This window comes from Pedobacter jeongneungensis (genome assembly GCF_000633455.1).
GTDB classification, from domain to species: domain Bacteria; phylum Bacteroidota; class Bacteroidia; order Sphingobacteriales; family Sphingobacteriaceae; genus Pedobacter; species Pedobacter jeongneungensis_A.
The window spans coordinates 1-21,669 of the sequence record NZ_AYMG01000039.1; the positions used below are offsets into that span (position 1 = coordinate 1).

12 protein-coding genes, 1 tRNA gene and 1 pseudogene are annotated in these 21,669 nt (G+C 40.4%); all 14 read right to left on the minus strand.

Translation table 11 applies throughout. The features are described from left to right. Nucleotides 1-1,836 (minus strand): annotated as a pseudogene (locus tag U859_RS31420) (hypothetical protein); the annotation flags it as partial. A 762-nt stretch (nt 1,837-2,598) separates the two neighbouring features. Continuing rightward, nucleotides 2,599-2,672: transfer RNA gene (locus tag U859_RS0128540), tRNA-Arg, on the minus strand. A gap of 217 nt (nt 2,673-2,889) precedes the next feature. After that, nucleotides 2,890-3,123, minus strand: a complete 234-nt coding sequence (locus tag U859_RS0128545) for a hypothetical protein (protein ID WP_025146625.1) — start codon at nt 3,121-3,123, stop codon at nt 2,890-2,892. A 565-nt stretch (nt 3,124-3,688) separates the two neighbouring features. Next, complete coding sequence (gene uxuA, locus U859_RS0128550; protein WP_025146626.1) at nt 3,689-4,852, minus strand: mannonate dehydratase; 1,164 nt, start codon at nt 4,850-4,852, stop codon at nt 3,689-3,691. A gap of 60 nt (nt 4,853-4,912) precedes the next feature. Then, a complete protein-coding gene (locus U859_RS0128555; protein WP_029986263.1) occupies nt 4,913-5,737 on the minus strand; it encodes an SDR family oxidoreductase in 825 nt (274 codons plus the stop codon). Between the two features lie 21 nt (nt 5,738-5,758). Further along, a complete protein-coding gene (locus tag U859_RS0128560) occupies nt 5,759-7,225 on the minus strand; it encodes a glycoside hydrolase family 30 protein (protein ID WP_025146628.1) in 1,467 nt (488 codons plus the stop codon). A 188-nt stretch (nt 7,226-7,413) separates the two neighbouring features. Beyond that, nucleotides 7,414-8,589 carry a glycoside hydrolase family 88 protein gene (locus tag U859_RS0128565; RefSeq protein ID WP_025146629.1) on the minus strand — a complete coding sequence of 392 codons (1,176 nt, stop codon included), beginning with the start codon at nt 8,587-8,589 and terminating at the stop codon, nt 7,414-7,416. Nucleotide 8,590: 1 nt separating this feature from the next. After that, nucleotides 8,591-9,778, minus strand: coding sequence for an alginate lyase family protein (locus tag U859_RS0128570; RefSeq protein ID WP_025146630.1), 1,188 nt, complete (start codon nt 9,776-9,778; stop codon nt 8,591-8,593). Nucleotides 9,779-9,801: 23 nt separating this feature from the next. After that, nucleotides 9,802-12,264 (minus strand): glycoside hydrolase family 2 TIM barrel-domain containing protein, encoded by a 2,463-nt coding sequence (locus tag U859_RS0128575; RefSeq protein WP_025146631.1) that lies wholly within the window; start codon nt 12,262-12,264, stop codon nt 9,802-9,804. Nucleotides 12,265-12,275: 11 nt separating this feature from the next. Then, the gene (locus U859_RS0128580; RefSeq protein ID WP_025146632.1) at nt 12,276-13,451 is read right to left on the minus strand and encodes a heparan-alpha-glucosaminide N-acetyltransferase domain-containing protein; all 1,176 of its coding nucleotides are present in this window, start codon (nt 13,449-13,451) and stop codon (nt 12,276-12,278) included. A gap of 11 nt (nt 13,452-13,462) precedes the next feature. Then, nucleotides 13,463-16,105, minus strand: a complete 2,643-nt coding sequence (locus U859_RS0128585) for a glycoside hydrolase family 2 TIM barrel-domain containing protein (RefSeq protein WP_025146633.1) — start codon at nt 16,103-16,105, stop codon at nt 13,463-13,465. 402 nt (nt 16,106-16,507) lie between these two features. After that, the gene (gene bglX, locus U859_RS0128590; protein ID WP_025146634.1) at nt 16,508-18,727 is read right to left on the minus strand and encodes a beta-glucosidase BglX; all 2,220 of its coding nucleotides are present in this window, start codon (nt 18,725-18,727) and stop codon (nt 16,508-16,510) included. Between the two features lie 12 nt (nt 18,728-18,739). Beyond that, nucleotides 18,740-19,831, minus strand: coding sequence for an endo-1,4-beta-xylanase (locus U859_RS0128595; protein ID WP_025146635.1), 1,092 nt, complete (start codon nt 19,829-19,831; stop codon nt 18,740-18,742). A 3-nt stretch (nt 19,832-19,834) separates the two neighbouring features. After that, nucleotides 19,835-21,664: a glycoside hydrolase family 2 protein gene (locus tag U859_RS0128600; protein WP_025146636.1), complete on the minus strand. Its 1,830-nt coding sequence runs from the start codon at nt 21,662-21,664 to the stop codon at nt 19,835-19,837. Nucleotides 21,665-21,669: the final 5 nt, after the last annotated feature.

Consider the following 21,669-nt stretch of genomic DNA (forward strand, 5'->3'; position numbering starts at 1 on the left):
TTTATCAACCCAGGCCACTTTACCGGTAGCATCGGTAACCAGTACCTGGTTGTTTGTACCAGCAGCGATCTTGGTAGTCGTTACATTGGCATCTTTTATTTTTAAAGTGGTAACCGCATCGTTCGCCAGTTTGGCTTCTACAATGCCCAGGTCTTTTACCTTGAAAGGATCGGCTGTGGTACCAGTACCTTCTATGGTAGTTAAATCAGCTACAGAAGCAGCAAGGGCAGTTTTATCAACCCAGGCCACTTTACCGGTAGCATCGGTAACCAGTACCTGGTTGTTTACACCAGCAGCGATCTTTGCTGTGGTTATAGCGTTATTTTTTATCGTTGCACTAACATCAGTAAGTGTAGCACCTGTTCCTCCGGTAATATCCAAATCACTAGAAGTAAGGTTCTTACCTGTTACAGCACCTGCAGGTAATGCCCCATAGCTAACCGCACCTGTGGCATCGGCCTGGGCAACACGACCCGCAGTACCCACACCAGCAGATAATTTCGAAGCGATTACACTACCGTCGGCTAGTTTTGCACTGGTAACAGCGTTATCGGCCAGTTTAGCGGTTACAATACCAAGATCTTTTACCTTGAAAGGATCAGCAGTTGTTCCAGACCCTTCCAATGTAGTTCCATCAATTACAGTGGCTGAAAGCGCTGTTTTATCTACCCACGCCACTTTGCCGGTAGGATCCGTTACCAGTACTTGGTTATTCGCTCCCGAGGCTAATTGCGTAGTATTTAATTTCCCTCCTAAATTGGACAGATCCAGTTTGCTCTCATCTACATCAATGGTCATCGCTTTTAGCGCTGCCCCGGCATTATTGGTCAGTTTGATTTTATTGCTCGCGGCCGAAACATCGGAACCAGTAATAGCACTCACAGGAACAGATAATGTTTGGCTTTTGCCAGTAGCATCTGTATAAGTAAATTGGTTGGTTGTTGCGTCATATTTTACAACTGAGGTTGCATTGCCGGCAACTTGTTGAAGTACATTTTTAACATTCGGATTATTAGCTATATCCTGAAAATTATTCTTTACATCGCCCACTACATCAATGTCTACTTTTGTACCTGCTTCATTGGTATAGGTGTAAACTGAAGTGGTTGGATTTTTTGTAAGCGTAGTTATGGTTTGCGCTCCTGTAACCTGACTTAAATCAATATTTTGCGTATTGCCCTGGGCGTCTTTATAAGTAAAAGTTTTATTGGTTGCATCGTAATTTACGTTGCCGCCACTTTGATTGATCAGTTGCGTAAATGCTGCCTTTACCGCATTATCTGCCAGAATATTTTGGATGTTGCTTTTTACACTTGCAGGCACATTAACAACGGTAACTGTTTTATCCTCACTGGTGTAAGTGTAGGTTCCGTCTCCATTATCTTTTAAAACCGTAACTGTTTCGGGGGCCGAACTACCTCCATTTCCGGCATACATGGCATAAGGAACACTTAACAATTGCGCTGTTCCTGCTAAATTAAAGTTAATCCCATTATTAGGATCTACCTCTACCTTTATATATTTAGAGCCATTTTGCCAGGTTACCCCGGCAATAGTCCCTGTAACGCTCGTAGCACCTGGGCTTCCAATAGCGATGTTATACAAACCGAGTGCATTAGTGATTACATTTCGAACTTCCGAATATTGTACCGTACCATCTGATGATCCGTTTAGGATACTAATTCTTAATGATATATTTTTGTTCGCTAACGGCGTTCCATTTGAATTCCTTGCCGCTCCCTGATAATTGAATTGTTGAGGAGCCTGACCATAGGATTTTAGCGTAAATCCAGTGATTAAAATGATAAATACCAAGAGTAGTTGTCTCTTTTTCATATCGATTTGGTAAGTTAGTTATGGTATAAAAGCGTATTATAAATGGTAATAGGTTTTCTATTCAAGTAAGCTGCTTATTTCTAAAACCTTATGATAACATCACAGGAAAGTCGATGAATTTCATAACACAGCGGTTGTTATTCCATTTCATTTTTAATCCAGTTTCTCTTCATTCACATCTGATATTTCTATTTAATAAATTCGCAATCACTATTTTAAAATGATTTAAGATGTATAAAATAATATCAGTTATTTATCGTTGATACATAGGGTAAGTCAAAACTAAAGAAAGTATCTTTCCACAGAAATGAAGAATAGCCGAATAGGCACAAACGCTCGGTGGGTAAGGCATTTTTGTCTATGAATAAAAAATGACCAAATATTTTATTCTTCTGATCCTGATGCGTTTTAAATATCTTTTGTAATTGTAAACAGTCAGGCAGCATTTGATTGGCCTATTAAGCATTACGCAAAATTGCGTTAATGGTTTGAACCGTTAAATTTCCTTCACCAAAATAAAAATCAGGATAATAAAACCATTATTGACAGACTGTAAAAAGTTGCCTGATGTTAATATCTGAAATCATTTTATAAGTGGAAATCGTTATTATCGTTTTGCTGATAAGGGCATAATGTGAGCGTTTGGATTATAAATTCAAACATTTTGATTTGTTGCTAACTAAACAAATACGCTCAATGTGGAACAAATTGGGATAGACCAAATAAAAAAAGGCCTTTAGCATAACTAAAGACCTTTAAATGTACCCCGGAAGGGACTCGAACCCCTGACCCTCGGTTTAGAAAACCGACGCTCTATCCAGCTGAGCTACCGAGGCTCATTTTTTAATGAGCTGCAAATATAGAAGTTCTATTTAATATGTAAAAATATATTTTAAACTATTTAGAGGCTGCTTTTGGCATTTCAAATAAGTATTTAAGAACGAAGCAATTAAAATTAGTTTTACGGAAAATAATTCATAAAAAAAATGATATTTCGACTCCCATTCTTCACTTTTAAGTATCAATTAGGCACAAAAAACGCATAAATTTAGCTTAAGCGTCTTCGCCGTTCCAGATATCATCATCGGCATGGCTGATTTCATCATGACTGGCAGTTGTACTTTTTAACTCATCATGGTGATAATTTCTTTCAGGATTTTCTGGCAATGCATTGTCATGTTCTAACGGTGCTTTCCTTAAATGTTCAGGCTTTTTAACCTCTGGTAAATCATCGTGTATAACAGAAGGCGTTAAGATCTTCTTTTGGGGATAATTGCTATTTTCCATAATTTCAAGAGGGCTCAAATTTTAAGCCATAAATCAAAGGTAGGTTAAAATTATGGCTTAAACGGTTTAAAATGGAATGTTGTAGTAGAATTTAAGTAGAGAAAAAACCTTCGACTACGCTTAGAACAACAAAATGAGGGAGGAATTGCAATTAGATTTCCCGTATTTCTGTGAATCTGTGGCTAAAAAATGTGCACAAGTAAACAGCTGTGTTTATCTGTGCGCATCTGTGGTAAATTTACGCTAGAAAGATCCTGAAACAAGTTCAGAATGACGACACTACGATCCTTCGACTACGCTCAGGATGACAATACGATTGGAGTTATGTAGCTTGGATTTAACTACAGAGATCACTAAGACAAGGCACAAAGAGAACCAGAGAAACTTAGACTTGTAATGAGACATGAGATAAATTCTCCGTGTTTCTGTGAATCCGTGGCAAAAAAAGATACGCACAAATAAACAATTGTGTTTATCTGTGCGCATCTGTGGTGTCCTTCGACTACGCTCAGGGTGACAAAACGAGTGGGGAAGGAACGCAAATATGTTCCTCCAGGAACTGTGTTTAGTAATTACCAGTTACTCCGATTTCTAAACCTCTTAATTCGGCTAAACCGCGTAACCTGCCAATGGCCGAATAACCCGGATTAGTTACTTTCGCCAAATCATCAAGCATCTGATGACCATGATCTGGACGGAATGGAATCGATTTATCGCGTAAAGCGTTCTCTTCAGTCAAGGCTTTCATGATTTCGTACATATTTACGTCGCCACCCAAATGATCAGCTTCGTAGAAACTGCCATCTTCATCTTTTTTTACATTACGTAAGTGTGCAAAATAAACGCGCTCTTTAACTGCATTAAAGATCTCTAAGGCATTATTGTCCATACCTGCACCAAGTGAACCCGTACAGAAACAAATGCCGTTAAAAGCCTGGTCTACTTCTTTAATAATGTAGTTGAAATCTTCCAGAGTACTTGCAATTCGGGGTAAACCCAAAATGGCATAAGGAGGATCATCAGGGTGGATGGTCATTTTAATGCCTTCTTCAGTACATACTTCAGCAATTGAAGACAGAAAATACTTTAAGTTTTCTTTCAGGCCCTGTGTACCAATGGCTTTGTATTCGTTAATACTGGCACGTAAGGTTTCCAGTTCGATTTCTTTTTCGTTCGGGATGCCCATCAGCACATTGATACGCAGATCAACCAGATCCTGCTCAGATAAAGTAGCATGTTTATCTTTTGCTCTTTGTAAAATCGATTCAGCATAATCAGCTTCTGCACCTTCCCTTTTAAGAATATAGATATCAAAAATGGCCAGATCAATCCAGTTAAAATAAAGGGCTTTTGATCCGTCTGTCATTTCGAGATCCAGTTGCGTACGTGTCCAGTCGAGTACCGGCATAAAATTATAGCATACAATCTTAATTCCACAGGCCGACAGGTTACGCAAAGAGGTTTTATAATTCTCGATATATTGATCAACATCTGCCCTACGTGTTTTAATTGCCTCGTGTACAGGCACACTCTCCACAACAGACCAGGTTAATCCTGATGCCTCAATAATGGCTTTTCTTTGTTTAATATCTTCCAAAGGCCAAACTTCGCCATGCGGAATATGGTGCAAAGCGGTTACAATACCTGTAGCACCGGCCTGTTTAACATCTTGTAGGCTCACCGGATCGTTTGGCCCATACCAACGCCAGGTTTGTTCTAACTTCTTCATAAATATGATTACACTGATTTATATGATTACACTGATTGAGTTGCACAAAGTAATTTCTGGTTATACCCCGGAAAATGCAGTAAATCCACCATCTACTTTAATATTTTCGCCGTTTACAAATTTAGAGGCATCGCTTAGCAAATATACCAATGCACCGATTAACTCTTCAGGAGCGCCGAAACGTTTAAATGGTGTTTTATAAATAATGGCCTGCCCTCTTGCGGTTAAGCTACCATCTGCATTGGTGAGCAAAGCCCTGTTTTGGTTGGTGATAAAAAAGCCTGGAACAATTGAGTTGATCCTGATTTTATCCTGATAGCGGTTTGCCAGCTCTACCGACATCCATTTGGTATAACAATCTATTGAAGTTTTAGCCAATGAATAACCCAATACGCGGGTAATGGCCTGGTTAGCCGAAACCGATGAAATATTCACGATACTTCCTCCATTTTTCGCGATTTCTTTACCAAAAATCTGCGTAGGCAAAATAGTTCCAAATAAATTGAGGTCAAATGCCTGTTTCAGGGCTGGAATATTAAGGTCAAAAATGTCACTTCCAGGCTGGATAACGGCTTCAGCCACATTTCCACCTGCTGCGTTCACCAGGGCATCTATACGGCCAAATTCTTTGATAATGGTTTCGTTGGCAGTAAGCAGATTCTGCTCATCCAATACATCAGCAATAATATAAATGGCTTTTCCGCCCGCATTGGTTACATCAGCAACCCTTTGCTTTGCAGCCTCTTCATTTCTTCCTATCACAACGATTACAGCACCAGCGGCACATAATCCATTTACAAAAGCCTCACCTAAAACACCTGTAGCACCGGTTACTACTACAACTTTATCTTTTAGCGAAAACAGGCCCTCTATTTCTTTTATCATTTTGTTTAGTTTCTTTTTGGGTTATTCTACTACTAATGTGGTTATAGAGTGTGGCAAACTGGTTGTTGTTGCAGCCTCACCCTTAATCCATAAACTATATTTTAATTTATCGTCTGATTGATTCATCACCACTACCACCAATTTGCCATCGGTATTTAAGAAGGCTGTTGATTGCAGTTTATCGCGACTAGATGCAGCACCAATCCTCTTTGCACCCGGACGGATGAATTTTGAGAAATGGCCCATGTAGTAATAAGCATTGGTATAAACCAGTTTATCGTTTTTGGTATCGGCATGTACCGGGGCAAAACAGAAATTGCCTACGTGGTTTGGTCCGCCTTTTTCATCTAAAAGAATGTTCCAATCAGTCCAGGCTGCTGTTCCGGCGTTAAAATCGTTGATCATTGAATCACCATAACGCTCGCCCAAAGTCCAGTCGTCTAATTTATTTACATCGTATTTTTCTTTACAACCTTCGGTAAAGATCAGGGCTTTATCCGGATAAGCTTCGTGTGTTTGTTTTACGTTACCAAACTGCATACCGCTACCGGTCCATGTTTCGTACCAGTGGAAACCAATACCCCAAACATATTTGGCTGCATCTTTATCATTTAAGATGGTGCTTGCCCTCTGGAAAATCTGATCGCGGTTATGATCCCAGGCAATCAGTTTTTTGGAGGCCAGGCCTGATTTCTGTAAAGTTGGGCCTAAGAAATTTTTGATAAAATCTCGCTCTTCTTCAGCAGTAAAAACGCAAGATTCCCATTTTTGCTTCGCCATAGGTTCGTTCTGCACGGTTAAACCCCAGATCGGAATACCCATGGCCTCGTAAGTTTTGATAAATTTCACATAGTGATTTGCCCAGCTCTGACGGAAGGCAGGCAATAAATGACCGCCCTGAACCAAGCTGTTATTATCTTTCATCCATGCCGGTGGCGACCAAGGGCTCACAAACAAAGGCAGTTTTCCACCTGAAGCGGCAATGGCCTGTTTGATCAAAGGAATTTTAAATTCCTGATCGTGCGCTACGCTAAATGTTTTAAGGTCTTTATCGTTATCCTGAACATAGGTGTAACTTCCGCTCGAGAAATCGCAGCTTGCAATATTGGTACGGGCTAAAGTGTAACCAATACCTTTATCGGGACTGTAGTAAGCAGTTAAAAGTTCCTGCTGGTTCTTTTTAGAAAGTTTTGCAAAGGTCTCGGCAGAAGCATCGGTTAAAGCACCACCTATACCCACCAAAGTTTGATATTTAATGGTCGGATCTACAAAAATACAAGGCTCTGTTTCAAAAGGTTGTTTATTCTCAACGAAATTTAAGGTTTCGGTTTTGCTGATGCGATAGTCTGATTTTTCTGCGGTAGTGTAAACCGTTACTTTTTTATTGGCAATGGTATAGGCTTGTACGGGTTTAGCCGCTTTTTTGTTCTGTGCAGCTGCAGTAAATGCAGTTGCCAGAACCAATAGGATACTCAGATTTTGTTTCATTACAATGTATTTATTTAATTTCGTCACCTAAGTGGCGTTTTGCTATTAACAGCGGCCCAATTTCCGAATAAATCAATCATTTGCGCCATAAAATTTCAAATTTAACAGATCAAATTTTACCTGTTTTTAGATCCTCCTGCATAACCTTTTATCAATTAAGGAAATACGGCGTTCGCGATCTGAAATTTTTATTTTTTGCTTCTCAACAAAGCTTCCAGGTAATAATAATCTGCATAATTGATTGGCACGTCAATCTCCGATTTAGCCGGACGGTGCCCAGTGCTATGCTCTAAGATAAAACCATAATTTGCACCTAATTTACTTGTGTATTTTGTACTTAAAGAATATAAAATTTTATCGGCAGCTGCTTTATATTTTTTACTGTTAGCGGTGCTGTATTTTGCCAATTCGTAAAGTGCAGAGGCAGTAATGGAAGCGGCAGAGGCATCACGGGAAACATCCGGAATTTTAGGATCGTTATAATCCCAATACGGAATACCATCAGCTGGGGTTATTTTACTGTTTAAAATAAAACCGGCAACACCATCAGCCTGAGCTAAATATGCTTTATTTTTGGTTTCGCGGTAACACATGGTATAACCATATAAGGCCCAGGCCTGTCCGCGTGCCCAGGCTGATTCGTTCGCATAACCCTGTGCAGTCACTTTCTGACGTACATTACCAGTCAAAGTATCATAATCGATCACATGATAAGAGCTAAAATCAGGTCTGAAATGGTTTTTCATGGTTGTATTGGCATGTTTTACCGCAATTTTATAAAAAGATGAATCACCGGTTAGTTTTGTGGCTTCAAATAACAATTCTAGGTTCATCATATTGTCGATAATTACCGGATATTTCCATTTATCACCGTTATGGTCCCACGATTTGATTACGCCTGCAGTTGCATTAAACCTGGTAGACAATGATTTTGCCGCCTGGATAATTACCGCTTTATAAGCCGGATCGTTGGTTAAACGGTACCCATTACCGAACGGGCAATAGATCATGAATCCCAGATCGTGTGTTCCTTTGTTAAATTGTTCCTTTTTGATGTCTTCTGTATATTTTTTCGCCAGCTCCAGCCATTTTTTATCTTTCGTATATTGATAGAAATACCAGAGTTCTGCCGGGAAGAATCCACTGGTCCAATCTTTGGAGATCACCATTTTAAACTGGCCGTTTTCCACCGTACGCGGAGAAACCAGATTTGGTTTAATTTTTCTGGCCGAATCTACATTTTTGATCAATACATCAGTTTGTTTGGCGGCCGATGCAAAGGCCTTTGCTACATTTACTTGCTGTGCTTTTACAACACTGAAAGACAACATGCTTAATGCCGTTATGGTTAGTTTTATGTTCATGTTATAACCAGATTAATGGGTTACGGATAGGTAAATTTCTAATAACTTCTTCTACTTGTGGTTTGTGGTCTAATTTTGCCCAGGTTTGGTACCAGTTTGCCTGCTGATATTCTACTGCACCAAACAATAAAAAAGGCTGTGCAACCGGCCAGTTGTCCCAGTACATTACATCGGGCTGTAAAGTCCATTTGCTTTTATCAGCAATAAACGGATACAAATAATTAATTCCTTTTTTGATTGATTTGCCATCTGCAGTTTCAAAGTTCCAAAGGTTATCTTTTGGGGTAGATAAAATCTGGCAGAGCATTGTCATCGCATCGAGGTTAAAGATCGAATAACCATAAGGTTTGGTTCTTGCCATTTCCAAAGGGAAACTGCCCTCAGCGCCCATTTGATTTGGTAGCAGGATGGTTTTATAAGTGGTACGCAGAGAATCGAGCATATTTTCGTCGCCACAAAGTTTGGCAAACGAAGCCACCTGCATGGCCCAGCATGTTGCATGGTTATTTTTAACGGTTTTCTCCTGAATACCTGGTTTACTGGTATTTAACCATAAAGTATAATCGGCGAACCATTTTTTAACGCCTTTTGCAGTATTAGGATCGAAAGCTTTGGCTTTTTGCATCACAAAAGCACCCTGGGCTACTTCCATCAGGTGAATCGTATCGATAATGCCATAGTTACGACCAGTAAACTTTCCTTTTACCGCCTGTGCAAAAAGCAGGTTGGGGTTCATCAGTGTTTCTGAATTGATAAACCAGGCTTGAAAATGTTTAACTGCTTCTTTAACATATTTTTCATCGCCGGTAATTTTATAGGCAGAAGCTAAAGCACCGATAATCTTACTGAAACGCACCATCGCTTTACGGTGATCTAAAAAGTTATCGGGATTGGTTAATCCATCTCTATTGATGTAAGGCCCGTCAGGGTTTTGCGGATCGGGCCAGAAGTAATCTGCTTCTGAGAAGAAATCGTGTTTTCCACCCGCGCTTCTTGGCGAAGATGAAGCGGTAACAGTGATCGGTTTTTGTTGCATGGCCCAGGCAGCTTCGGCCAAAATCTGTTTTTTTAGCAGCGCTTCCGCCTGCTTTTTTAAACCGGTTCCTTTCGGATCGGATTTGAGGGATGCAAAGGCTATCCCTGTAAAACAGAGCAGCACTAATAGTGCACAGGAGATGATTTTTTTCATTGGTTATATATTCGGTCTAGATGTTATAATGTTGTAAAAACTGTTTTCAAACCATCAGCACTCACTGATACTGCGCTTTGCCCCTTATTTAATTTTACTTTGATAATTGCTCTGCCATTGTAAGCCTGTACTTTTCGAGAACCAGATGAAGTTCCCTGATTATCAATCAATTTACCATCACCAGTTAAACCAAAAGTTATCCAGTTAATGGCATCTAAACATTGTATACCTTTATCATCAAAAAGCTTTACTTCAACGGTGGCCACATCATCCTGCTGATCAATTTTCTTCAGTTCCAATTTAGCAGGCCTGGTCCATTTTTCGGTCTGGTAAGTAAATTTAATTTCGTCGGTTACGGTTTCTTTTCCTTTTTTAGCGATTACTTTAACGGTGTTTTCGCCTTTTACAAAAGGAAGGTTCCAGCGCAGGCCAGCCGCAGGGTAATCCTGACTGTTGCGTTTTTTGGTACCGAAACTTTTACCGTTTAGGAAAATTTCTGCTTCTGTACAGTTCGAGTATACTTTAACCATTTTCTCTTCGCCTTCGTCGCCCCAACGTATTGGCCAGGTATGTCCGTAAATATGGGCCATCGGTTTTTCGGTCCAGTATGATTGGAAAACGTAATAAGCTTCCTTTTTGGTAAAATCGCGTTCTACCACGCCTTTCTGGTTCATGTAAGGCACCGGGTTATCAGGACGAACCGGGGTGGAAAAATCTTTAAAAGGCCAATATGCTGTTCCACTTAACCAGGGCATGGTTTCCTGTTCTTTTAAGTGCCAGTCGATTAAATTGGTGATGTATGACTCACTCCAGTCGCCATCTTTCGAAATTCTTGCGGCACCACCATACAATGAGGCATCACCTGCCCTTTCATCGGCACTGCCACCTGTTTTGATTTTACTTAAAGCTTTATCAGGGTTTTCGGAATGGCGTAGTGCATGACTGTCTCCTCCCCATTCCACATGTAAAAAGCGTTTAACCTTGGCAAACTCATCTTCTGACGCTTTTTTATAATCGGTGTAGGCACCACGATACCAACCCGCCCAGATGGAGGGCGAATACACATCTACAATATCGCTACAGAAATCGCAACGGCGGATGGCAGTGTAACGCGATTTATCGAGCTGGTGCGAAAGATCATTCAGTTCTTTCATGAAAGCCCTGATTTTTTCCTTATCAAATTCAGGGAAATCGCCGGGCCAATCGTTTTCGTTGCCCATGCCCCAAATGATAATAGCAGGATGGTTATAATGCTGCTCTACCATATTGGTTAGCATTCTTTTGGCCTGTTGTTTGTAAATATCACCACCTAAACCACCACGGCACCATGGAATTTCTTCCCATACCAAAATACCCAAACTATCGCAAAGGTTTAAAACAATACGAGATTGCTGATAATGGCCCAAACGGATAAAATTAACACCCATATCTTTCATCATCTGCATTTCCTGGCGGATCATACCTTCAGTCATAGCCGCTGCTACACCTGCATGGTCTTCGTGGCGATGTGTACCCCGTAGCAATAAACGTTTTCCGTTGAGGTTAAAAGGTCCTTTTTCTACAAATTCGATATTACGGAAACCAATTTTTTCTTCTCCTTTGTAATTTCCTGTCGAGGCAATTACTTCATACTGCAAAGTATATTGAACAGGCTTATCTGTTGACCATAATTTAGGTTTCTTTACTTCCAGCGACCATAAATCGATATCACCGGTTAAATTATTAAATCTTTTCTCTGTTTTAGCAACAGTTTTACCTGCAGCATCAACCAATTTTAACTGAATAACGGCTTCGTTAATGTTCGAAGGATTATATAAACGTGTTTTAACGCTTAATTTACCCATTTTACCCTGCGCATCTAATTCGGCTTTGGCAAATAGCTTATCAACTGAGAGCGAAGGTGTATAAACCAAATTGAGGTAACGGTAAATACCTCCGTAAATATTAAAATCTGAAAGATCGGAAGGGATCATTTCGAGATCTCTTGAGTTATCGGTCCTTACCGAAACCGGAACTTTACCTTTAAACTGTTTTTGATAGACATCCGTTTTTTTGAAAGCAGCTACGGCATCGGTAATATCAACCGTCCATTCATCGTAACCGCCTACATGTGTACCTACCTTGGTGGTGTATACGTAAACTTCAGTTTTTTGTCCGGCACCTTCGAAATGCAAAATGGTTCTTCCACCCTGGTAAGAATTTTCGATGCTAAGCTGCGTACGGTACCAGGCTGGCCCCTGATAATAGTTTATATCAGGATCAACGGCATCTTCTGCATTTACACAATGCGGCAAACTTACTTTCTGCCAAAGGGGTACCGCTTCCGGGTTGCCCACACCAACAGGGCGAACGGCTTCCCAGATTCCACCCAAATCCTGTTTTAAAAACTCCCAATTGTTATTTAAACGAACCGATTGCTGCGCAAACAATAAATGACTGGATAACAGCGAAATAAATAAAAAAAAGTACCTGAATAATTTTAACATGCATCTTGAAATTAAACTTTTAAACGCAATTTTTTCTTTTCTAAAAAGTGTACGATCCCGATGACCAAAAAGGCGATAAAAAAGGACCTGATGATGCCACCTATGCCTGAACTCAGGAAATGCGGAAAGCGAAAATGAACTAAATGAAAAAGAGAATATAATAAATAAGGAATGAGGTAACAGGTTAAAGTACTGGTTCCGGCAGGTTTTAGGAGTTTAAACCAATCTTTTTTCTGCTTTACATCAACAAGGTAAATCAATAATCCGAAAATGATAATGGTAATGCCCATGCATACGAATATCCAGGCCGGTGTGGCATAAATTTTAGAAATTCCACCTGCATAAGGCCTGATAAACATGCCAAAAGCAAAGGATAACAAACTATAGAAACTGATGAGTATCCAAAAATCGAGGTATTTTTTACTCCCGATTAGTTTTTTATACATCGAAGTGATCAACGCCCCGCCTAACATTAAGATAATGGAAGAAGCATCGCCAATGATCCATAGTCGGTGGTTAAAAACACCTGTATGTGTAGTAATGTTGATGGCAGCAAATGACACAAAGGCAAGCATGAGTACAAAAATATTTCCTTTGGAAAAAAGATACACAAAAGCAGAAATGAGATAAGCCCAGCCGATAATGCCCAAAATACCCCACCAATGTGGCTTCAAACCATCTGGATGCGCTACCGAACCACCTTTATAAAGCAGGGCCAATACCGCAATCAATATTATACCAAGGCCGATAAATCCATTCTTTTTTACTTTGGAAAGCGTTGAGGGATAATCTAACCATATCAGGAAAAAGCTAATGGTAATTAAAATAGTATAAACTGAATAGGACAATAAAGCAGAATGCCCATCGTAATTTTCTAAATTAACATGAAAAAAGCCCATTACAATCAAAGCCAATGCCCTTAAGGCAATGTAACCTGAAATAGAAAGCAGGCCTGCTCCCTTATTCTTTCTGCCTTGGATGGCATAAGGCAGTGAAAGCCCCACAATAAATAAAAATGCCGGAAAAATCAGGTCAGAAAAACCCATCCAATCCGCATCTGCAGGTGCATGTTCTATCCATTCTGGGATATGTTTTACACTGGCCACATCGTTTACAAAGATCATCAGAAACATGGTGATGGCTCTTAAAACGTCAATCGATAAAATACGGAGCGGCAGTTGATTCATTATTTTAAGGATTAATAAATTTTTCTAAGCTGAACGGCATTTAAAACAGGTTTACCCTGGATGGCATTAAAATCAATCGAAATCCCTTTCCCATTTTGTACAGTAACCCTGGTTGTTTTCTTTACGGCCGTGGTATAACCAAAATCCCCCGCTAAATTTAGTTTTGGTAAAAATGCTGTTCCGTTGATGGAAACATCGAAAATACGCTGCTCTTCTACCTCTTTTTTATGGTTGTTATCTAAGTTATAAGCCAAAGCTTCTTTAGTTTCACCACCAACCAGCTCGGCAAAATATAGGGCCAGCTCGTATTCACCATCGGGAACATCGAATTTAAATTGTTTGATGCCTACCTGCTGGGTCTGAAAAACCGGGTCATTATCGGTGCTTAGAATATTCTTGTCGCTGCCATAAGTAATGCGGTTATTGGTTCCTTTGTAAGGATCGCCACCTATCCAACCCCATGCACCGGCTTTATAAGGCTGATCGGGCATCCAAAGCTGATGCTCTTTTTCGTCGATATAAAATCGTTTGGAACCTAATAGGATATTGATGTTTTTAAATGGAATATTGGTATCGTTAAATTTGAATGGCTGTAATTGGAAATTGATATCGGCCTGATCATTCTGATCTCCGGACACCACGCGCAATTGATTTTTTCCATTAATAAAGGGTACCTGCCAATCAATAATATGATCAACGGCATCTTTTACACCCAAACTCTTACCATTCAAAAAAAGTTCAGCAGATTTTTGGTTTGTAGCCACCTGAAGAGGCTGCGTACTGGTTAAAGCACCAGAATCTGCCGTGCCTGTTCGATCTTTCCATTGTGCGGAAGTAATTTTAAGATAGGGTTTCTTCAATAAATAAGCCTGGTAAAGAAAATAAGTATCTTTTGGCTCGCGACCAATGGTTAATAAACCTTTATTATTGATGTGCGGCATGGTTTCCTCACGGGTTTCGGAGTTGAAATCGGCTAAATTCCAGGCTTCACCACCGGCTACAAAAGGCCTGCTTAACATGGCATTTAAATAAACCTGGTTAAATTTGATGCCATATTCTACACTTTTATCAAAACGGATAGGCGAAAAAGAACGGATCCTTGGATCGGCGTCGGCACCATACTCGGTAACCATGAAAGGTATATTGGGCAATTCTTTGTGGTGACGGTCTAAAAATTTAGCAAAATCTTCCGGAACACCTGAGTACCAGCCAGAGTATAAATTCCAGCCTACAATCATCGGGATTTTGGTTAACCCCACCTTGTTATAAATATCCCAGGCACCGTGGTTAACCAAAAGGGTATATCTGGATGGATCCAGTTTACGCGTTAAACTATCCAGTTTTTGGGCAAGTTCGCGCACATGATCAAAATAAACCTGCTGGCGGGGTTTATCGTTGGAGAATTTTAAACGCAATAAAATCTCGTTCATATAAGCCCAGATGATGATGCTTGGGTGATTGAAATTCTGTTTGATCATTTCCGTCTGCATGTTCAAACAGTTGTTGGTAAAGGCTTCCGTTTCGGTAATGGTGTTTACCACCGGAATTTCTACTGAGGCCAAAATGCCCAAACGGTCGCAGGCTTCTAAAATCTGCGGATCCTGCGGATAATGCGCTACCCTTAAAAAGTTGCCGCCAATGGCTTTAAGCAGTTCAATATCTCTGATCTGCAAGGCATCGGGTGTAGCATTACCCCTGTTTTCGTAATCCTGGTGACGGCTTGCACCAATTATTTTTACCGGTTTATCGTTTAAGAAAAATCCCTTCTCGGCATCAAATTTAAACCAGCGAAAACCCAAGGAATTGGAAACCTGATCGATAACAGCTTTGGTTTTGGCATCGATAATTTTGGTGACAACCCTATATAAGTAAGGATTTTCCGGCGACCATAATTCAGGTTTCTGAACCGATTTAATATCCTGAATCACCACCATATTGCTACCTTTATTGATGTTTATGGCAGTAGTTTGATTGGTAACCGTATTACCTTTGTCATCGAAAATAGTGGTTACAACTTGTACTTTTTGGTTAACTGCCGAAGCGTTATCAATCGAACTTTTAACCTGTACACTGGCCGTTGAAGCCGAAACTTGCGGTGTAGCAATGAAAACACCACTGCTTCCGTTTTCTTTTTGCGAAAAATGAACAGGATTGGTAATTAACAGAGTTACGTTTCTGTATAAACCGCCAAAAAAAGTAAAATCGGCTGTTAAAGGAGGAATATCTTCGTTGAAGCGGTTATTGGCCCTTACTTCAATTACATCATCTTTATAGTTTAAATAGGAAGAGATGGGTACAATAAAACGGGTGTAACTACCAATATGTTTGGCTGCAGATTTACCATTAACCAATACTTCAGCTTCCTGCGCCACACCGTTAAAAACCAAAAAGATATCTTTTCCTTTTGCAGTTTCATCAAGCTTTAATTTACGTTTATAAACGCCCAAACCACGGTAATAACCAGACGCATCATCTAAAACATCTTTATCATTCCAGGTATGTGGGATATTTACTTTTTCTACCGGTCCGTTTTCTTTGTTAAATTCCCATTGATCGTTCAGGCTGATGGTTCTTCGGCCTGGATCCTGGGCAAAGCTGGTTAAGCCTGTAGCAGCTGCAATAAGTAGTAATAAAAGTGATTTCGCTTTTAACATTCGTTTAGTTTTTTTCTCAGGTTATTTGGTTCGTGTTGCCACGGTATGCTTTTTGACCACAAAGGCACGAAGGCACTAAGTTTCCATGGTCTGTGTCCCCACAGACCGTTTACATTTTTTATATTCCATTTGGTTTTTTTATCACAAAGCTCCTCCGTGTTTCTGTGTCTCCGTGGCTAACCATTTTTTGCCACGGATGCGCGGAGGACACGGAAAATTATGCTATCCATCGCCATGGTTCGTGTTGCCACGCACCGTTTGTTTCTATAACTCCTCCTTGTTTCTGTTAAGAATAGTCGTCATGCTGTTCCGAATCTTCGGGATCAGCATCTTTCTTGCTATAAAGACCCTGATCCCGATGTTAAATCGGGACAGGGTGACGATCGCCTCAAGGCCTACTTTCTAATTCAACAACGTAAAATCCTTTTCCAGTTTAATGTTATTCGAGGCCGTTCCGATCATTAATTTAAAATCACCTGCTTCTGCACCCCATTTAAGCTGTTGGTTATAAAAAGAAAGTTTCTCTTTATCGATATTGAATGTGATGGTTTTGCTCTCCCCTGCTTTCAGCATTACTTTCTGAAAATCTTTCAGTTCTTTAACCGGACGTACTACCGATGCAAACTTATCCTGCAGGTATAATTGAACTACTTCTTCGCCAGCATACTTACCGGTATTTTTTAAAGTAAAACTTACCGTAATTTTTTCGTCCGGTTTGATCTGTGTTTTACTCACCGCTAAATCGGTATAATCGAAAGTGGTATAACTCAAACCATAACCAAATGCAAATTTCGGACTGTTCGGCATATCTATGTAAGCAGAACGGTAACGGGTGTCTTTATCATTTTTAGCCGGACGACCAGTGCTTAAATAATTGTAATACAAAGGAATTTGTCCTTCGTCACGAGGAAATGTCATAGGTAATTTACCAGATGGGTTATAATCGCCATAAAGTACATTGGCCATGGCATTGCCAGCCTCGCTGCCCAACCACCAGGTGTACATAATTGCAGGAATGTTATCGGCTGTCCAGTTAAATATTAAAGGACGGCCAGCCATTACCAACACCACAACGGGTTTGCCGGTAGCCTGAATGGCTTTGATTAAATCTTCCTGTACACCAGGGATATGGATATTTGCCCTGCTTTTTGCTTCACCGCTCATATCTAAAGTTTCGCCAACTGCCATGACCACCACATCAGCCTGTTTGGCTACTGCTACCGCTTCGGCAAAACCCGTTTTTGAAGAATCTGCTACTTCACAACCTTTAGCATATAGCAATTCGGTTTGGTTGCCTGCTTTATTTTTTAAACCCTGGTACAAGGAAACCAGGTTATCTTTATCCCACGAAATAGACCAGAAACCTTGCATATCTTTCTCTGATTTTCCCAAAGGACCAATCACAGCGATCTTTTTCAGGTTTTTGGATAGTGGTAAAATTTCTTTCTCGTTTTTCAACAACACAATACTTTTCTCGGCCATTTTCAAAGCAGCCTTTCTATTTTCAGGAGAATTCAATTCTTTTTCCTGACGACTTTCGTTGCTGAAACGGTATGGATCATCAAATAAACCCAGTTCGAATTTCTTGCGTAAAACCCTTCTTACGGCATCATCAATTAATGCCAAAGGCACTTTTTTATCGGCAACCAGTTTAGCAAGGCTTGGCAGATAACTTCTGCTTTCCATATCCATATCGCTACCTGCTTTTATGGCCAGTTCTGCAGCCTGCTCTTTATCTTTGGCATAACCATGGGCAATCATCTCGCCTATCGATCCCCAATCGCTCACCACAAAACCCTGGTATTTCCATTGTCCTTTTAAAATATCGCGTTGCAGGTAACTGTTGCCTGTTGCAGGGATGCCATTTAAAGTGTTAAAAGAATTCATAAAAGTGGCTGCACCGGCGTCAACTGCGGCTTTAAACGGCGGAAGGTAAGTTTCCCACAGAGTATGTTCGCTCATATCCACCGCATTATAATCTCTCCCTGCAATGGCAGCACCATAAGCGGCGAAGTGTTTTGCGCAGGCCATAATCGCATCGAGATTGCCTAAACCTTTACCCTGAAAACCTTTTACACGGGCAAAAGCAATTTTAGAACCTAAATAAGTATCTTCTCCGGCACCTTCCATTACCCTGCCCCAACGTGGATCGCGTGCAATATCAACCATGGGTGCAAATGTCCAGTGTACACCAGAAGCAGCGGTTTCCCTTGCAGCTACCCTGGCACCATTTTCTATTTCAGCTAAATCCCAGCTGGCCGCTTCGGCCAAAGGAATGGGAAAAGTAACGCGGTAACCATGAATCACATCCAAACCAAAAATCAAGGGAATTTTCATCCGCGATTGCATGGCTACTTCCTGCACTTCGCGGGTTTCTTTGGCGCCACGCACGTTAAGCATAGAACCCAATTTACCATCGCGGATATCTTTTAACTTATTCGGGTTATTGGTAATCGGTCCGGTTGCATCGCGATCGCCTGTATATTGGTTTAACTGGCCGATTTTTTCGTCTAAAGTCATCAGTTTTAAAACCGAATCGATTTTCTTTTCGATTTTTTTATCCTGCGCTGAAGTGGAAAGGGATATCCCTAAAATTAAGGCTAATGGTAAGTATCTTCTCATATTTGATTCATGCTATTTAACACCATCTAAAATCCCCTGATAAGCTGCTTTTCGCTGATACTGCGCATCAAATGGCAATGGCCAATCGGGACGGTTATAATTGGAAGGAATCCAGCTATCGGCATCGGTTACATTCCATTGGGTAATGCCATATTGCTGACTTTTTGGAATGGCATTATAGGCCTTTACAATGGTTTTATATTTTGCGGCCTGCTGCTCGCCCAGTGCGCTTGTATAAGTCATAGACTGTACATTATCAGGGTTAAGAGAGATATCAATTTCAGAAATATGGATTTTTAAACCTGTTGCCGCAGCAGTAGTAATGGCGGCAGTTAAATTAGCATCGGTTTGGGTTACGCGGGTATGCATCTGGATGCCGATTCCATCAATCGGAATACCTTTATTTTTTAAGCTCGTAACCAGGTTTAAAATGGCGGTTCGCTTGGTCGGGCCAAATTCGTGACCATAATCATTGTAAAAAAGCAAAGCATTCGGATCAGCTTCATGCGCGTACTGAAATGCCCTGCCAATATAATCGGCACCTAATTTTTGCAACCAGATGCTTGGTCGCATGGTGCCATCTTCGTTAACGGCTTCATTTACCACATCCCAGGAAGTTACTTTACCTTTAAAATGACCTACTACGGTTTGGATATGGGTTTTTAATAGATTTTCCCAATCTGCGGTAGTACCCTGAAAATTATTCACCCAATCGGGTAATGATTTATACCAGTTTAAGGTATGTCCGTGAACTCTTTTTCCATTGGCTACGGCAAAATCAACCAGGTAATCGGCATCGCTCCAGGTATAGGTATCCTTTGAAGGATGTACGGATGCAAATTTCATGGCATTTTCTGCCGTAACACTATTAAATTCTTTAATAACCAGATTGCGGTAGTTAGTATTGCTTTTTAAAAGACTTACATTAAGTGCAGCTCCCATAGGGAAAGGCATACTTTTTAATGTAATTTCTTCTGCCAACTGTGTTGGTGTTACCATTCCGGGATCGATACTGGTACTTTTGTACTTGGCACAGGAGATGGTTAACAGCGATATCGAAATCATGATTTTCGAAGCGAAACTAATTTTCTTTAATCTGTTCATAATTTATTTGTATTTGACCTGCATTTGGTCGTAAAAATCTTTCAGCACAAAAAAGGCCTTCTTTTTCTTGCCTGTTTCGCTGATCAGACCTTTACGGTTCCAGAAATTCTGATAAATAGGGTGTTGTCTGCGTGGTGACCTGAAATCGGTTAAGATCCAGGGCGTCATTCCGCGTAAAGCACCAATTTTACTTAATAAGGTTATCTGATTCTTGTATAGGGCTTCCTGATATTCTTCACTCCAACGGGTATTTTCATCGGCATGGAAACCACCCAGTGCATCGCCACCAAACTCGGTAATTACCACTGGTTTTTTATACTTGATATCGAAATTATATTTGGTGATTTCAGATGGATTACCGCCCCAATACCAACCCGCATACTCATTAAAACTTACCAGGTCTATTTTTTCGCCTAATGGATCATTTAAAATAATGTTATTTCCATCGCGGTGCACCTCTAAAGCCGCAGCCACCAAACGGGTATCATCCAAAGAACGGGCAGTTTCGGCAAGGTTACTCATGAAACTTAAACGGGCATCACTTAATGGTGTTTCGTTACCTATTGACCATACAATTACACTCGCCCTGTTTTTATCGCGTACAATTAAATCAGTGAGTTGTTGCTTGGCATTGGCGTAGGTTGCAGGATTTGTCCAGCTGATGGTCCAGTAAACCGGAACTTCTGCCCAAACCAATAATCCCATTTCGTCGGCCAGACGGATCATTTCTTCGTTATGCGGATAATGTGCCAGGCGAACATAATTACAGTTCATATCTTTCGCCCATTGCAGCATCATGCGCATATCGCCTTCTGAACGTAAACGGCCCGCTAGAAGCGGATTTTCATCGTGTAGTGATATTCCCCTTAAAAAAACAGATTTACCGTTTAATAAAATGCTATCTCCTTCTACCTGAATGGTGCGGAAACCAATTTTATCACTAATATTTTCTTTATCTGTTTTAATGTTTACAGCGTAAAGTTTTGGCGTTTCAGGCGACCATAAATTCAAATTGTTCCAGGTAAATTCGTCGGCAATTTTGCCTTCAGCATCTGTTTTATATTTCTTTTCCAGTTTCAGTTCAGGGATAGATAAAGTAATCTCCTGCCCTGCCGTGGCATCTGCAAGTTTTACTGAGAAACTTAACAGATTTTTATTTCCTTTAACCAACTGAATTTTATAATCGTTGATGAAATGTTCAGGAAATTCCGCTAAAAAAACATCACGGGTAATACCTCCATAATTCCACCAATCGGTATTTACTGTAGGGATTTCATCCTGTTTGCGGATATTATCAACTTTAAGTACGATTGAATTTTCGCCAGCCTTTAGGTTATTGGTTACATCGAACTGGAAAGGTGTAAAACCACCTTTGTGTACACCCAGCTTTTTGCCGTTAAGGTAAACATGTGCTTCGTAATTTACGGCACCGAAGTACACGAAATACCTTTTCCCTTTTTCGGGTTTTGCATCAAACTTTCTACGTAGCCAAACATTGCCTTCATAAAGTTCTAATTTTTCTGATTGTGAGTTCCAGTCGCCGGGAACATTCATTTGCGGAGAATGATCGAAATCGTACTCAATCAGTTCTGATTTATCTTTTTGAATCTTATCATCAAAATAACCACCTGTTCCGGTTTTCGATTGATCGAATGGATCGTGGCGGTAATCGTAATAGCCGTTTTCGTAAGGATCTATAATATAGTTCCACTTACCGTTCAGGCTCTGAATTTTGCGGGCCTGGATATTCTGTATAGCAGTAACCTGACCGTAACTGATTGAAGAAAGGAGCGAAAAGCAGATTAAAAATACGCTATAGGTTGTTTTCAGCATAACTT

Bases quoted from the DNA above. Each gene is read 5' to 3' on its own strand.
- U859_RS0128545 (WP_025146625.1), bottom strand. From the start codon at position 3,123: ATGGAAAATAGCAATTATCCCCAAAAGAAGATCTTAACGCCTTCTGTT.
- uxuA (WP_025146626.1), bottom strand. From the start codon at position 4,852: ATGAAGAAGTTAGAACAAACCTGGCGTTGGTATGGGCCAAACGATCCG.
- U859_RS0128555 (WP_029986263.1), bottom strand. From the start codon at position 5,737: ATGATAAAAGAAATAGAGGGCCTGTTTTCGCTAAAAGATAAAGTTGTA.
- U859_RS0128560 (WP_025146628.1), bottom strand. From the start codon at position 7,225: ATGAAACAAAATCTGAGTATCCTATTGGTTCTGGCAACTGCATTTACT.
- U859_RS0128565 (WP_025146629.1), bottom strand. From the start codon at position 8,589: ATGAACATAAAACTAACCATAACGGCATTAAGCATGTTGTCTTTCAGT.
- U859_RS0128570 (WP_025146630.1), bottom strand. From the start codon at position 9,778: ATGAAAAAAATCATCTCCTGTGCACTATTAGTGCTGCTCTGTTTTACA.
- U859_RS0128575 (WP_025146631.1), bottom strand. From the start codon at position 12,264: ATGTTAAAATTATTCAGGTACTTTTTTTTATTTATTTCGCTGTTATCC.
- U859_RS0128580 (WP_025146632.1), bottom strand. From the start codon at position 13,451: ATGAATCAACTGCCGCTCCGTATTTTATCGATTGACGTTTTAAGAGCC.
- U859_RS0128585 (WP_025146633.1), bottom strand. From the start codon at position 16,105: ATGTTAAAAGCGAAATCACTTTTATTACTACTTATTGCAGCTGCTACA.
- bglX (WP_025146634.1), bottom strand. From the start codon at position 18,727: ATGAGAAGATACTTACCATTAGCCTTAATTTTAGGGATATCCCTTTCC.
- U859_RS0128595 (WP_025146635.1), bottom strand. From the start codon at position 19,831: ATGAACAGATTAAAGAAAATTAGTTTCGCTTCGAAAATCATGATTTCG.
- U859_RS0128600 (WP_025146636.1), bottom strand. From the start codon at position 21,664: ATGCTGAAAACAACCTATAGCGTATTTTTAATCTGCTTTTCGCTCCTT.